We start from the raw sequence: 15084 nt of genomic DNA on the forward strand, positions 1-15084 counted from the left end.
AACCGGGAAACCATTTCACTGTTGATCGATGCAAACCAATGCAGGCCCGGCGATTCGACACGCAAAAACCATCGACTCGAACAAGCGCATCTCATCATGCATGTGATTGAAACCGTGCTGTCCATTTCGCTCGCGGCCACGCTGATGGCATGCGGCGGAGGCGACAGCGGCACGACGCCGATTTCCTCGACGAACACTTCGGCGGCATCGGCGCCGGCCGCGCAGGAAGCGCCTGCATCGAGTGCATCCGCTGCATCGGCAGTCGATACCGCTTCTGCCAGTCCACCCGAAGGTACGCCCGAGGCCGCCACGACAAACCCTGTCGCCGCGGCATTTCGCCCCGGCAGCATCTTCTATGGCGTGAACGGACATGCCGTGCGCTGGGGCCCCTATACCTCGACGAGCGTGCAGACGCAGCTTGCGCAACTCAAGGATCTCGGCATTACCGTCTATCGAAACGATGTCTCTGATCAGACCAACGCAACGATCCTCGCGGGCGTGGCCCACACGATGGCGAGATCCCGCGTCATGGTCTATCCGGTGATCCTGCAAGGGATCAATTTTCCGAACGAAAGCGCGGCGTATCAGGCGGCTTATGCTCAGGCGCGAGCCATCGTTTCCGTTCGTCGTTACCCTTACTACGAAGTCACCAACGAACTCGCCGAACAATGTCTGGTCGGCTGGGTCGATGGCGTGCGCAACACCGACTTCGATAACGCGAAATATCAAATCGCGCGTGGCGTCATTCGCGGCATGATCGCGGGCATCAAGTCGATCGATCCAACAGGCAAGATCATCATGGGCGGCAATACGTGGATGCATTACGCCTTCGATGTCATGCTTGCGCGCGGCACGCAACCCGACGGCACGAGCGGGCATCCGAACGTGCCGTGGGATATCACGGCATGGCATTGGTATTCGGAGCAGGGCGACATCACGCACGCATGTGGTGGCACCGGTTGCTATAACGTCATCGGCGTGCTCAAGTCGCTCGGTGCACCGATCTGGATCAACGAAACCGGCGTGCGCCCGACCTTTCCCGGCACGCAGCAGCAGGCGGGTGCGTTTCTCGCCAACAACATGGTCGGGAGGATGCTCGCTTTAGCGTCGCAATACAATATTCAATCCGTGCAGGTCTATGAACTTTACGATGACCCGCCCGGCGGCGAAGGCCCTTATGGCGTCATTCAAAACGATGGAAAAACGCTAAAGCCCGCTTATACCGCGCTAAAGAATTTCATTGCGGCGCATCCGAAATAAAACGCTAAAGCGAATGCCGCTCACAAGAGCGTGAGGACAATTCCTTTGTCACTTGCGGTCCATTGCATTAGCCTGAATCGATCGATGCAACCGCAGAGGACAGCATGCCGCAAGCGACCGACTTCATGGCTATCGCCGATGCCGCGCGCGATGGCTACTTGAACCGCGTCATCGCAAACCTGAACGATCACGAGGTTCACATCAGCGTGATGGACGCGCCTTACCGCTGGCATTTCCATCCCGCATCCGATGAGACTTTCGTGGGAATCGAAGGCACGCTCGTGATCGATTTCGAGGACGGCTCCGTCGAACTCGATGCGGGCCACATTCTGACGATTCCAGCAGGCGTGCGCCATTGCACGAGGCCAAAGGGCGCGCGCTCGGCCAATCTCACCGTCGAGCGAACGGACACAGAAACCGTCTTCTGCGAAAGCGCGGCTTAGCGCTTCCATTCACATTTCCTTACGGCCGGAAGCATATCGTCATCACGTTCGTCACAAACGTGTCGTATCATCTTGGGAATTGAAACGTTTGCCGATCAAATTTGACAGCTTGCACGCTGCCTGCTTACTAGAAAATCAAGGCAACATATCCGTACCGCTGTGACCACGCGCAAGTGAAACATGACAACGCAACTCAGTGACGATTGCAAGAACCGCCTTTTCAGAATGACGCTGCGCGCGCCATTGAAAGGATTCGCGTTCGTCATGGCCGATACGCGTGAAGCCGCATGGAGAATGGGCCGAACCGTGCTCGGCGTGCTACATGCCGTGGGCGTTCATCAGGTCGAGATACGGGACGTGCACTCGTTTTTCGAACTTGTGCAAATGGGCATGAGCGAAGACACCGATCTGCGCGTATTCGAATGCGCGCACGACGACACCGGCGTGACCGACTGGACCCACGCGCCTTACTTTCTGACCAACGATTCTTCCCTGCTCGGCAAGTGGGCCGAATTCTGCGCCGAGCGCGCGAGCAGCGAAGTCCACGCCATGATCCGGCGCACGAAATAAACTTCGGGAACGCCCAATGCTCTAGGCACCTCAAGGCACGAAAGAACAGTCGTGCTTAGACGTTCCATGGAGGCGTGCCGCGATGATACGGTCTTACAACCATAAGGGCTTCGTGCTCGAAGTATCGGTAGAAGCGGTGTTCAGCGTGGTGAGGCGCGCGCCCGAGCCCGATCCCGCACGCTATCTCGCGGTCGTCACGATCAGCCGCTCAGGCCGGCCCATTACTTCGTTTTCGCCGCTTTATGTCGAGCAGAAACGAATCGCTAATTTCGTGAGTGCGGAAGATGCGCTCATGAGCGCGCATTCGGCCGCGCAACTCTATGTGGACGATTGGGTCAGCACAGTGCACTAACTAGGCCGCGGCGCGACCATGTGCTTCGTGATGAGCGGTGGTTTCGGCAAGCGCCGTATCTATGAGCGCGAGCTTGCGCTGCAACATGGCGACGCGCTGACATTGCGAAGGCACGAGATCGTACTCGGCATCGAGTTGAGCCACGCGCATGTCCCAATACTTTGCAGGCAGACGGGCCGGCTCCGCGCTGTGCTCGATGAAATTCGCCAATACAAGTTCGAGGTGTTGCAATTCCCTTTCGGCCATTTGAGCAGGTCGGCGCTGTCGGAATTCGGGATTGGCGTGTGCATCTGAATCTCTCATCATCGTCTCCTTCGTGCCTCTGTTTCACCTCTGATAATAAGCAAAGCATGTACCGCTTTGGGCGTTTCCTCTGACTAATTTGTTTCCAGATGAAACGCAATCGGCGCGGACCCTTTGCGGGCTTGCGTCTTAGCAAACGCTAAGAAATCGATTCGTTTAAGAATCATGAGGAAAGTACGCGCCTGCGTGAGCAAACTTTTCATCTTCGACCGGGCCTTTTTTCAAATTCGCGCAACGGCCCGTGGGTTGCTTGATTCTGACTCGATCAAACCACCCAGAGTCCGTTTCATGACCGATGCAAGCCGCGCCACGCGCGCAAGTACAAAAACGCTGGAAGCCGCGCTTCGAAAGCTATTCGGCATTCCGCATTTGCGGCCGGGACAGGAAGATGTGATACGCAGCGTGCTCGACGGTCAGGACACGCTCGCCGTCATGCCGACAGGTGCGGGGAAGTCGCTGTGTTATCAGTTGCCCGCGCTGCAACTCGAAGGCATGACGGTAGTCGTATCGCCGCTTATTTCGCTGATGCGCGATCAGGCCGCGAAGCTCGCGGAAGTCGGCGTTTCGGCAGCGGTGATGAACAGCACGCTGTCTGCACAAGAAACGCGCGATGTCATCGAAGCGGTCGCGCAAGGCACCATCCGCATTCTCTTCACCACGCCTGAGCGTCTCGTCACCGAAGAATTCATCGCCATGCTCAACGCGAAAGACAGTCCGCGCGTGCCGCTACTGGTGATCGACGAAGCGCATTGCATTTCGCAATGGGGCCACGACTTTCGTCCCGCCTATGTCGAACTCATTCACGCAATCAGGACGATCGGCCATCCGCCCTTGTTGGCATTGACCGCGACGGCCACGCCGAATGTAGTCGCCGACATCGTGCGCGAATTGCAGATGCGGCACGCGACGGTGATTCATACCGGCGTGTATCGCGACAATCTCCGCTTTGCCGTCGAGCAATTCACCAACGCGCAGGACAAGCGTCAGCGCGTGCTGACGTTGGCCCAGACGCTTGAAGGCAGCGGTATCGTTTATTGCGCGACGGTAGCCGAATGCGATGCCTTGCACGGCGCGCTGGTCGATGCGGGCGTGGAGGCACAGCGCTATCACGGCAAGCTCGCGTCGCACGCACGCGCCGAAGCGCAGGACGCGTTCATGGAGAACCGCGCACGCGTGATGGTGGCGACCAATGCGTTCGGCATGGGCATCGACAAGCCGGACATTCGTTTCGTGCTTCATGCGCAAATGCCTGGCAGCCTCGATGCGTACTATCAGGAAGCCGGGCGCGGCGGACGCGATGGCGAACCCGCGCAATGCGTTCTGCTATTCGAACTGAAAGACAAGCACGTCCAACAATTCTTTCTCGGCGGACGTTATCCCAGCGCGCAAACCATTCGTCGTGTCGCGGATACGATCCAAACACTCGCACACGAAGGCACATTGGAAAAGCCCATAGAACGCTTGCGCGAAGCATTGCCGGATATCGGCTTGAACAAGCTGCGCGTGGCGGCTGCGTTGATGCACGACTTAGGCGTGACGCGTCGCACGCGGCGCGGCGGCATGAAGCTCATCGACGATGGCGCGGCGCTCGCCGATCTCGATACCGCCGCCGAACGATATACACGCCGCAGCGAACACGATCGCGCCGTGCTCGAACGCATGATTACTTATGCGCAGAGTGCGCGTTGTCGCTGGCGCATGCTGCTCGATTACTTCGCCGCCGATATCGCCGATGCCCGCTCTAACGATCTGCTAGGTAAGCGAGCGAGTTATCGCGCGCCCGAAGATGAACTCGGCGGCGCGACATGCGGTGTGTGCGACAACTGCATGCATCCACCGGAGGTAATAGAAAGCCCGCGTGAATTGCGCGAGCATGAACTCGAAAAGAAAGAGAATAAAAAATTGCCTAAAGACTCATTCAAGCCCGGCGAGGCGGTACGCGTGCGTCGCTATGGCAAAGGCACGGTTGAGATGACAAGTGGCGACAGCGTGGCAGTACGCTTTCCCGACGAGCAGACGCGTACATTCATCGCGCGCTCAGTGAAGCGCGCGTGAGATGAAAGCGGAGCGGTCTCCTCTCGCGAAACCGCTCCATGTCTTCAGAGTGCATCTCGGAGTTCCTTAGACAGCACGTAGCTTAGCAAGGCACGTACACGACTTAAAGCGTATGAATCGCAATGATCTTCTGTGCGATACGGAGTAATGACGTCGCTCATGTGCAACAGCATTGGCCATCGCTTTAGCATGCAACGCGCGCTAAGCGGTTGACCTTAAACGCTTATGAAGCGATGAGCAGCATCGTCCTCAAAAAGCACAACATATTGTTGTGCCTCGATTCGGCATAAAGAGGTCCACGCAAAGGCATCGGTCGAATAAAGTGTTTCCAGTTTCTTGGGGCCTGGCTCAAGTTCGAGCGCGCCCAAGGCATCAAAGAAACTCATGCTCTATTAAGGAACTCGGAAACATGAAAAAGACGCTTATTCTCGCGGGTGTTCTTGGAACTTTTGCCGCAGCAGCCCATGCACAAAGCAGCGTGACGCTTTACGGCACACTGGATGCCGGCCTTCTCTATACCAACAATTCCGGTGGCCATAACAACTGGCAGCAAGGCAGCGGCTCGGTCTCGGATACTTACTTCGGCCTGAAGGGTTCGGAAGATCTCGGCGGCGGGTTGCACGCGCTTTTCAAATTGGAGAGCGGCTTCAACCTCAACAATGGCCGCTATAGCGAAAGCAACACCATGTTCAGCCGTCAGGCCTACGTCGGCTTGCAGCATGACCAGTACGGCACCATCACGCTGGGCCGTCAATACGATTCGACGGTGGACTATCTCGCGCCGCTCTCCGAGGCGGGCGGCGGATATGGCAACAACCTGGCGGGGCATCCGTTCGATAACGACAATCTCGACAATTCGTTCTCTGTGAAGAACGCGGTGAAGTATCAAAGCGCGAATTACGGCGGCTTCAAGTTTGGCGGACTCTATGGCTTCTCCAACGATGCCGGCCAGTTCTCGAACAATCGCGCATGGAGCGCGGGGGCATCGTATGCCACGGGGCCTTTGAATTTCGCGGCATCATATTTGCAGATCAACAACTCGCGCACGGGTAATGCTAACGGCGCGGTTTCGGCAGGGCAGAGCAGCAATACGAACCTGACCGCGGATCAGCAACGCACCTTCGGCGCGGGCGTGAACTATGTCTATGGACCGGCGCAAGTCGGCTTCGTATGGACCAACACGCACTACGACAATCTCATTGCGGCATCGGAGAATGGGACGTCGCTTGCATTGCCGTCCGGCACGAACCTGCATCTGAACAACTTTGAACTGAACGGCAAATATGCGCTCACGCCGGCGCTTGCGCTGGATGCTGCGTACACGTACACCGACGGTAAGGTGAACGGTTCGAACGGTTCGGGTGATCCGAAGTGGCATACGGTTTCGCTGCAAGCGGACTATTCGCTTTCCAAGCGCACGGACGTGTATGCGGAAGGCGTGTATCAGCATGCATCGGGGCAGCTTGGCAACGCTGGCGCGAATGTGGCGATGATCAATACGTTGTCGCCGTCTTCAACTGGGAATCAGGTTGCGGCTACGGTGGGGTTGAGGCATCGGTTCTGATGTTTTTTTGTTGTGCAAGGGGCTGCTGTTGTTTGGGCTTTTTATGCAGTAGCCGCCTCCCCGGCGGGGGGGTAACTTTCTTTGCTGCTGCAAAGAAAGTCACCAAAGAAAGCAGCTTTTTACACCATGCACGATGGCTGGAGAGGGTTGGTCTGGATTAATGGATGCAGTGGCCGCAATAGGACTTCCCACGCATCACGAGCCGCTTAGGCAACCTGGCGATTGCGCGCTTGAGTAATCAACGCTTAGTGGACCGCATTCATACTTTCGGCCATGCGCTGCGCGCGCCGAGAGCTTTAGAACGGAATCCCGCAGCCTATAAGCGTCCAGCCACATCACACTTCTCCGCAAGATTGCTATTCGGCCCTACCTTGGTTAGTGCTCCGACTAAAAGGTGACTGACGTTGGTGGGTGCGCTTTGTCCAGAAGCGCTTACCAAGGTAGGGCCGAATAACAATATAGCGGGAACGTTTGAGGAAGCTGGGCACTGATACGCTGCGGGATTCCGTTCTAAAGCTCTCGGCGCGCGAAGCGCATGGCCGAAAGCATGAATGCGGTCCACTAAGTCAAAAGGATTCGAGCGCGAAATCGCTAGGTTGCCCACACGCTTAACCAACCGAGGGACGTCCTAAGGCGGCCACTGTATCGGTTAATCCAGACCAACCCTCTCCAGCCATCGTGCATGGGGTAAAAAGCTGCTTTCTTTGGTGACTTTCTTTGCAGCAGCAAAGAAAGTTACCCCCCCGCCGGGGAGGCGGCTACTGCAATAAACACCCAAACACCAGCAGCCCCTTCCACGCAAGAAACAACAACAAACCAAAACACCCGCGCGCCACTACCTAAGCATAAAAAAAGCAACTACTTCCTCTCCTCCGACCGCTTGATAAGCTGCTCAATATCATGCCCTGCCCCCCCAGTCCCCGCTGCCAGCCGCGCCAACGCCGAAGCCGCCGTATCCCGCCGCACACCGCTCTCAGGCCGAAACGCTCTCGGCAATGCCATAAAAAACGTCGCACCGCCATCCAGCTCACCTTCCGCCCAAACTTTGCCGCCATGCCGCTCGATGATGCGCCGGACATTCGCCAACCCAATCCCCGTCCCAACAAACTGCTCATTCACGTGCAGCCGCTGAAACACGCCAAATAGCTTGTCCACATAACGCATGTCGAAGCCCACACCGTTATCGCGCACGAAGTACACGGTATAGCCAGTGGTCTCCCCCGTACCCGGCTTCGAGCCAATCTCGATGACAGGCTGCTCACGCAACGCACTGAACTTGACCGCATTGGCAATCACATTAGTGAACGCAACGTGCAGAAAGACGTGATCCCCTTCGATAGGCGAAAGAGCATCCACATTCCAATGCACGCGCGCCGAAGCCTGCTCATCGATATCGTTCTGAATAACGTTATGCACGAGCGCATGCACATCGACCTTATGCGGCCGCAACGCCGCGCGGCCCAGTTGCGCGAACGACAGCAAATCATCCACGAGCCGTCCGCCAAAGCGCGCCGAAGTAACGATGCGCTCCAGATACCCACGTCCGCGCTCGGATAACTTCTCGCCATCCATTTGCCGCAGCAAGTCCGCGAAGCTCACGATATGCCGCAACGGCGCGCGCAAATCATGCGAGACCGTGTACGAAAAGCCTTCGAGTTCATGATTGGCACGGCCGAGTTCGGTCGCGAGTTGCGCGATTTCCTCCGCGCGCCGCAACACAATCCCGAGCACCGCCGCACGAAATTCAAGCGCAATTTCGCGTTCCGCAGGCCGCCACGGCAACGAGCGGTTGCGCACCACATCGGTCCATGTCTCGAAGCTCACGCGCGGCGAAAGTTGCGGCGAAAGCGTGGTGAGTTTCGCGCGCGGATCGCCCGCCCACTGAATGGTCTGCACCACTTCCTGACGAAACCAGATCACGTAATTGCGATAGATCTTCGAGATCGATACCGCTAGAAACCCCGCGACATCCGGCGATTCGCGCAGCGCCGGACAAGCCTCGGCGGCGCGGTCCGACATCACCACGTCCTCGCTTTGATTGTCGAGCCAGTCGACCAGCGCGGTCACGCTGCGTTCGTCCGGCGTCACGCCGAGCAGCGAGGTGCGCCCTTCGAAGATCACCGCCGCGCCCGACGAACGCGTGAAGCCGAGCAGGTCGCTGGCATCGTTGACGAGCGAATCGATGAAGCTGTCCGTGTTCGCCATCGACGACAACAGCTTCGAGAGCATGCGCCGCAGTTCGAGCCGGTAATGCGCTTCCGTCTGCATCTCGCGCGCCTCGATTTGCAGCGACACGATCTGCGCGACATGCTCGCAAGCCGTGCGCACTTCGAAGGGCGGCAGGCGCGGCGTCGCGTGATGACAGGAGATCAAGCCCCAGAGTTTGTCATCGACGAGAATGGACATGGACATGGAAGCGAGCGTGCCCATGTTGCGCATGTATTGCAGATGCACCGGCGACACGCTGCGCAGCGACGCATACGTGAGATCGGTCGGGCGTTGCGTTTGCGGATGCAGCGCGGGCACGAGCGGCACGGCTTCGTAATTCGCGTCCGAGATCAGACGGATGCGGTTCTTGCGATAGAGTTCGCGCGCCTGCGCCGGAATGTCGGAGGCCGGAAAGTGCTGATTGAGGTAAGAGGGATAACCATCCTCGATCGCTTCGGCGAGCACTTCGCCGTGACCTTCGTCATCGAACTGATAGACGAGCACGCGCCCGAAACCGGTAATGCGCTGAATCTCGGTTGCCGCGAACTGGCACAACTGTTCGACCGTGCGCATGGTCTGCACGTCGGTGACGAAGGAACGCACGAGCGGGTACATGGTGGAGAACACGTCCGCCGTGTCCTGCGCGGGTTCCAGTTCGACGAACAGCAAGCCGTCATGCCGATGCACGACCAGCGCCATCGGACCGCTTTCGCTTTTCTGCGCGCTGTCGATCAGCACGTTGCCGACGTGAATCGCGGCGCCATCGCGCGAAAGCCGTTCGATGCCGTTCTTCGCGCGTTCGGCGGCAGCACGGCCGAGCAACGCTTCGAGCGGCTTGCCCATGCACGCCTGCGGGCTCAACGGAAACCACTGCCCGATATTGCCGCTCACTTGCAATACATGACCCTGCGCATCCACGCTGATGAGCAGGCCATGCGGTTGAATGCCGCCCGGAATGTGTATCGGCTCGCGCGCGCACTCGGCATACGCGGACGCGTCCAGCGCGTCGGAGCCGGTGCTTTGTGCCGTAGAATTTTTGTCCATCATAGTCCTGAAAGTCAGGCCTTTTCCAGGCCCTTCATGACACGCGATGCGCGCTCGCGTGGAGTTTTTTACGCTGCCGCGACCGTTACCGATCACGATGATGGTTCGCCACGAATTGTAAATCCGCAATGCGCCTGCCTGCTGCCGCTTGCTCCATCGTGCGTTCAAATAAAGCCCCTGCAATGAGCGTTCCGCGTCACGATTTAATGCCCTCGCATGCTGGCATCTGCGCTGGTAGCATGGGCGGCCCGCTTTTCCACGGCGAAAAAAACTGGACGCGGCATTGCCCATGAAAAGAGAAAGTGCTCGGAATATTTTTCGCAATCGTTTGCGTGATTCTTTGCGGGGTTTGCGCCGCCTAAGGAACGCATGAGGCCGCGTATCGCCGCCGTATTCCTGATGAGCGTGACGTGTGGCGCGCATGCGCAGTCCTATCGCGATGTCGCGCCGCTCACGCCGCCGAGCGTGGCGAAGCCGACCGCGCCCGAGCCGCCGCCCGAGCCGGTCGATGATTCGCAGAAGGTCGCCATCGAAACTCTGCGGGGCGTGACCTTCGTCGCCGCGACGGAGCCGAACGGCGGTATGACCGCATCAGCGCAGGGCGCGGTCTCTGCAAAAGGATTGCCGCTGCTCGACCCGCATTTCCTCGATACCTTCACCGCCGATGTCGGCCATCCGCTCACCTTCGCGCGTCTCGCGGAAATCCGCCGCGCGGTCGTGCAGCGTTATCGCGAGGCGGGGCATCCGCTCGTCGATGTCTATGTGCCCGAGCAGGACGTAAGCAATGGCGTCGTCACCATCGATATTGCCGAGTTTCGCGCGGGCAGCGTGGTGCCGAAGGGCAATCGCTGGTTTTCCGATTCGCTGCTCAAGCGTGAGATGCCGCTCACGCCCGGCGCGCCCATCCGCGAATCGGATATCGCCGCTGGTCTCGCGCTGCTGAATTCGAATCCGTACCGGCGCGTGGATGTCATCTATCAGCCGGGCACGGCGCAGAACACGACGGATGTCGTTCTGCAAACCGATGACCGCTTTCCCTTCCGCGTCTACGGCGGTTACGACAACGACGGCGTGCGCGATCTTGGCCGCGATCGTGTGCTCGCGGGCTTCGACTACGGCAATCTGTTCGGCGTGGATGCGCGCATCGGCTATCAGATGACGGCGAGCAACGATCTGATTTCCGGCAATCCTGATATCGAAGGGCGGCCCGATCGCGCGCGCTTCATCGCGCATGCGGTTAATTTTTCCGCGCCGCTGCCGTGGCTGGATCGCATCGAACTGTTCGGGGTGTTCGCGGAGAGTACGCCGCGTTTGCCGGACAGTTACGGACAGACCGGGCTGAGTTCGCAGGTGAGTTTTCGTTACGACTGGCGTTTGCCCGCGCTTGGTCTCTGGCAGCAGCAGGTTCAGTTCGGCTACGACTTTAAGCGCTCGAACAACGACCTCGAATTCGGCGGCTTTCAGGTGTTCAACGCGAATACGCATATTCATCAGTTCGTGGTCGCGTACGACATCACCAAGAGCGACACGGGCGGCGACACGCACGCCAACGCCACCTTCTACGCGAGCCCCGGTTATTTCGACGGTTCCGACAACGACGCCGCCTATGACGCCGCGCGGCTCGGCGCGAAGCCGCGCTATCAGTATTTCCAGTTGTCCGCGCAACGCGAGATGCCGTTGTTCGGCACGGGCTTGTCGGCATCGGCGCGCGGCTTGTTTCAGTGGACGGGCAACACGCTGCTGCCGAGCGAAGAACTCGGCCTCGGGGGCGACGCCACCGTGCGCGGCTACGAACCCTACGCCGTTCAGGGCGACCGCGGCTGGAACGTGCAGACCGAATTGCGCGGCCCCGCGTGGAGCTGGAGCGCGGCGGCCATCCAGCCGTTCGTTTTCTTCGATGCGGGCCACGTGTGGAACCGTATCGCGGAAACGGGCGAGGCCAACAATGCGTCGCTTGCGAGCGTTGGCGCGGGCTTTCGCTTTCAGGTGGGACGCTTCGTGAGCGTGCGCGGGACGTATGGATTTCCGCTCAAGGCGGCGGTGCCGAACGGCTCGAAAGCGCCGCTAGGCGAGATTTTCGTGGTGATCGGGAGTTGATGGAAAGGGCGCTATAAGACGCCCTTTCCATTACTGCTTCAGTGTTGCGCTTGCTGCCATTCCAGGACCGGATGCGTCGCGCCTGCCGGCATCGCCCAGACGCCGTTCGAGCCGAAGGTCCAGCCCGTGAAGCTGTTTTGCATGCCCATTTGCGCCGTGGTCAGACCGTTCGACGCCCCGGGCATCTTCCCGGTGTTCTGTCCGGCGGCCTTCGTCTGCGTCGTGGTGTCCTTGTCCCAGTACACGGTGTCGTCGATCGTGCCTTGATTCACCGATGCAATGCCGCCGTACGGGTCGCCCGAAGGCCCGCCGCCGCCCACGCCGCCTGTCGCGAACGACTCCTTGATCACGCCCTTCGGCCCGTTCACGTTGACGAGACTGCCTGTGCCCTGCACGCCGCCGGGACTGTTGGTGGCATACGACTCCGTGATCGTGCCGTTGTTGACGGCGACCAGTCCGCCCGTGGTGCCGTGATTCCCCGCGCTGACGTCGCCGGAAGCAAACGATTGCGTGATCGTGCCGTTATTGACGCCGACCAGCCCGCCGGCCGGCCCCGAAATACCGACCGATGCATCGCTCGACGAGCGTTCGATCAGGCCGTTATTCACGCCGACCAGACCGCCGATGCCTTGATTGCCGAAGCCTTCGTTGTCTGCGAAGCCCGAGGTCTTCGCATTCGCGATGGTGCCGTAGTTCCATCCGGCGAGAATGCCGTATGCGTTGGAGCCGAAGAAGCCCGACGCCCCGCCGTTCGTCATGGTGATGTTGCGCACCGCGCCACCCGTGCCGATCACACCGAACAGGCCGACGCCGACGCCCGAGGTGCCATCGTCCACGTTCAGCGAGTCGATGGTGTGGCCGAAGCCGTCGAACTGGCCGGTGAAGGGCGCGGTCTTGTCGAGGCCGATGGGCGAGTACGGCCCTTCGCCGGTACTCGGATCGAGCACTTTCGACGCGCTGGCATCGATATCCTTGCCGAGCGCGTAATTGCCCGCCAGATTTTGCGACACCTTCATCAGATCGTCGAACGAGTTGACGAGCTTGTACGCGGTGATCTGCGTGACCTGTCCGCTGTACGGCGCGGCGGTCCATGCGTTGTTCGACAGCAGCGTGCCCGGCGCATAGCTGCCGTTCATGTCGTACAGCAAACTAACGATGCCCGTGCTCTTCGACCAGTCGATGGTGCCGCGATTCTTCACGCTGCCGCCGTTGTCCACGCCGTTCGAATCCGCCCGCACGATGAGATTGCCCGCGCCGCTGTTCGCCACCGTCGTGCCCGCCGCGATGCCCACGTTGTGCCCGGCCCCGAGCGTCAGCGATGCATCGCCCGTCCAGCGCACACTGCTGCCGACCGTGACATTGCCGTTCGCGCCGGTCGCTTCGACATCGACGGAGGTGCCGTTGCTGAGATTGCGCGCCACGGTGCTCGCGTTCGCGCCGTTCAGCGTGAAGGTGGGCGCGCCGAGTTTCCATGTGCCCGCCTGCACGGTCGCGCCACTCACGTCGAGCTGCTTCGCGCGCGTCTCCGCAATGCCGCCGCTGCCGTCCGCGTTCACGGCTGCAATCGCGCCATGCGCGTGAACGGCGCCCGAATCGGCGACGAGCCATACGTGGCCGTCGCGCGTCGCGGTGCCGGTCGCGCGAATGGCCGCGCTGTTGCCGGCGAGCGCGTAGACGTTGCCATCGGCGGCTTGCAGGCTAACTTGCGCCGCGCGAATGGCGCCGGTGTTCATCACTTCGCCGCCGCTGCCGGTCTGCACGAAAACCTGCTGGCTGCCCGACGAATCCTGAAGCAGCACCTTCGCGCCGGTCGCGAGTTCCGCCGTGCCGTTCGGTGCGCTGATCTGTCCGTTGTTGACGACTTCCGAGCGCGACACGAGCACCACGTCGCCGCCCGTCGAGCCGATCTTGCCGAGATTCACCACCATGCCGTTGCCGCCGCCCGAAAGCGTGAGCGGCCCGCCCGCCATGAACGCGCTGTTGCTCACGTCGAGCGCGGAAGCGAGAAAGCGCCCGCCCGTCGTGACCACGCCGCCCGGCCCGACGATCACGCCTTGCGGATTGATCAGGTAGACGCTGCCCGTCGCGCTCAGTTGACCGAGGATCACCGAAGGATCGCCGCCAGTGACGCGATTGAGCGTCGCGCCCGAGCCATTGTTGAAGGTGACCTTGCGGCCGCCGCCGATCGAAAAACTGTTCCAGTCGATCACGCCGCGCGTGCTGGTCTGGTCGATGGTGAGCGACTGTCCGCCGCCGCCGATCGAGCCGCTGCCCGCGACGAACTTGCCGCCGCTGGGAAGCGGCGGCGCGGCGTGCGCGCCCAAACAGGCGATGAGTGGAAGGAGCGCGGCTGCGCGAGCGATACAGGTGGTGCGAAAAGATGCGGGATTGAAGCGGGAACAGCCTTGCATATGCCCTCCAGTCGGAGCCGGTTTTTTTGGTCGTTCGATTCGTGCGGGCCGCCGCGGGTGGAGCCGTCGCCGCCACTGCAAAGTCAGAGGCGCGATCATCGACGTGCGATCAGGCGCGACGATCTTATCAGCAGACTTAAATAAAAAATGTGGGTTCGACGCAAACGTTTGGCGAGAAAAAACTTGACCGCACGCGACGCCTTTTGCCGTAAGGATTCTTTCAAAACGGGCATGAAAATTGAACGTACGTGCGAGCTTTATGAAGGAATAATGTAAGTGAACGAGTAAGTTCAAATTACATGGCATTCCGAAATAACGCACGTTTTTGGCCGCTTACGCGAGGCACAAAAAGGCAGGTTTGGGTTAGCGCGAGGAAGGACGGCGCGGCGTGCTCAATTGCGCCCAGCATTCGTGATACACGCGCTGAACGAGCGGGCTGTCGTAATCGAGATCCTCGCCCTCCAGCACCTTTTCGATGCCGCTCTTGCCGCTTTCCGTTTCGAGGATGGATGAAAGCCGCGCCGCCAGCGATTGCGCCAGCACGGAAAGCCGTGCCGTCTCGAACCAGTCCGCCGCCCGATGATGCCGGTCCAGCCAGCGATGCGCCGCTCGCACCTGAAACGTCGGGTCCGGCCACCGCGCGTCGAGATAGTACGCGCCGAGAAAGCCGCAAGTGAGCCAGCAAAGGAGATGCACCCGATCGTCGGGTCCGAGCGGATAGCGGACTTGACTCATTTGGATAGTGGCACGGGACACGACGCAGGACCCGACGAAGAT

11 protein-coding genes are annotated in these 15084 nt (G+C 59.9%); 7 read left to right on the plus strand and 4 right to left on the minus strand.

The window, feature by feature from the left end:
* Positions 1 to 96: 96 nt before the first annotated feature.
* From ACZCWR_RS27250 to ACZCWR_RS27265, 4 genes are all read left to right on the plus strand, one after another.
* On the plus strand, positions 97 to 1260 hold the full coding sequence (locus tag ACZCWR_RS27250) for a lipopolysaccharide biosynthesis protein (RefSeq protein WP_487304798.1): 1164 nt from the start codon (positions 97 to 99) through the stop codon (positions 1258 to 1260).
* A gap of 104 nt (positions 1261 to 1364) precedes the next feature.
* Complete coding sequence (locus tag ACZCWR_RS27255; protein ID WP_487304799.1) at positions 1365 to 1703, plus strand: cupin domain-containing protein; 339 nt, start codon at positions 1365 to 1367, stop codon at positions 1701 to 1703.
* A gap of 180 nt (positions 1704 to 1883) precedes the next feature.
* Positions 1884 to 2273, plus strand: a complete 390-nt coding sequence (locus tag ACZCWR_RS27260) for a hypothetical protein (protein ID WP_487304800.1) — start codon at positions 1884 to 1886, stop codon at positions 2271 to 2273.
* A gap of 82 nt (positions 2274 to 2355) precedes the next feature.
* Positions 2356 to 2625: a hypothetical protein gene (locus ACZCWR_RS27265; RefSeq protein WP_487304801.1), complete on the plus strand. Its 270-nt coding sequence runs from the start codon at positions 2356 to 2358 to the stop codon at positions 2623 to 2625.
* Here the strand turns inward: ACZCWR_RS27265 and ACZCWR_RS27270 are convergent, their stop codons facing one another.
* Positions 2626 to 2871, minus strand: a complete 246-nt coding sequence (locus ACZCWR_RS27270; RefSeq protein ID WP_487304802.1) for a hypothetical protein — start codon at positions 2869 to 2871, stop codon at positions 2626 to 2628.
* 345 nt (positions 2872 to 3216) lie between these two features.
* Here ACZCWR_RS27270 and ACZCWR_RS27275 point away from each other — a divergent pair, with 345 nt between their 5' ends.
* Both ACZCWR_RS27275 and ACZCWR_RS27280 read left to right on the plus strand, forming a co-directional pair.
* Positions 3217 to 4983 carry a RecQ family ATP-dependent DNA helicase gene (locus ACZCWR_RS27275; RefSeq protein WP_487304803.1) on the plus strand — a complete coding sequence of 589 codons (1767 nt, stop codon included), beginning with the start codon at positions 3217 to 3219 and terminating at the stop codon, positions 4981 to 4983.
* A gap of 409 nt (positions 4984 to 5392) precedes the next feature.
* The gene (locus ACZCWR_RS27280; RefSeq protein ID WP_487304804.1) at positions 5393 to 6547 is read left to right on the plus strand and encodes a porin; all 1155 of its coding nucleotides are present in this window, start codon (positions 5393 to 5395) and stop codon (positions 6545 to 6547) included.
* 858 nt (positions 6548 to 7405) lie between these two features.
* Here ACZCWR_RS27280 and ACZCWR_RS27285 read toward each other — a convergent pair.
* Complete coding sequence (locus ACZCWR_RS27285; RefSeq protein WP_487304805.1) at positions 7406 to 9799, minus strand: ATP-binding protein; 2394 nt, start codon at positions 9797 to 9799, stop codon at positions 7406 to 7408.
* A 369-nt stretch (positions 9800 to 10168) separates the two neighbouring features.
* Here ACZCWR_RS27285 and ACZCWR_RS27290 point away from each other — a divergent pair, with 369 nt between their 5' ends.
* On the plus strand, positions 10169 to 11896 hold the full coding sequence (locus tag ACZCWR_RS27290) for a ShlB/FhaC/HecB family hemolysin secretion/activation protein (protein WP_487304806.1): 1728 nt from the start codon (positions 10169 to 10171) through the stop codon (positions 11894 to 11896).
* 38 nt (positions 11897 to 11934) lie between these two features.
* Here ACZCWR_RS27290 and ACZCWR_RS27295 read toward each other — a convergent pair whose 3' ends face one another.
* Entirely contained in the window at positions 11935 to 14307 is a 2373-nt protein-coding gene (locus ACZCWR_RS27295; RefSeq protein WP_487304807.1) for a beta strand repeat-containing protein, read from the minus strand.
* 363 nt (positions 14308 to 14670) lie between these two features.
* On the minus strand, positions 14671 to 15042 hold the full coding sequence (locus ACZCWR_RS27300; protein ID WP_487304808.1) for a hypothetical protein: 372 nt from the start codon (positions 15040 to 15042) through the stop codon (positions 14671 to 14673).
* Between the last annotated feature and the right edge of the window lie 42 nt (positions 15043 to 15084).

It is taken from the genome of Caballeronia sp. A2-2 (genome assembly GCF_057612605.2).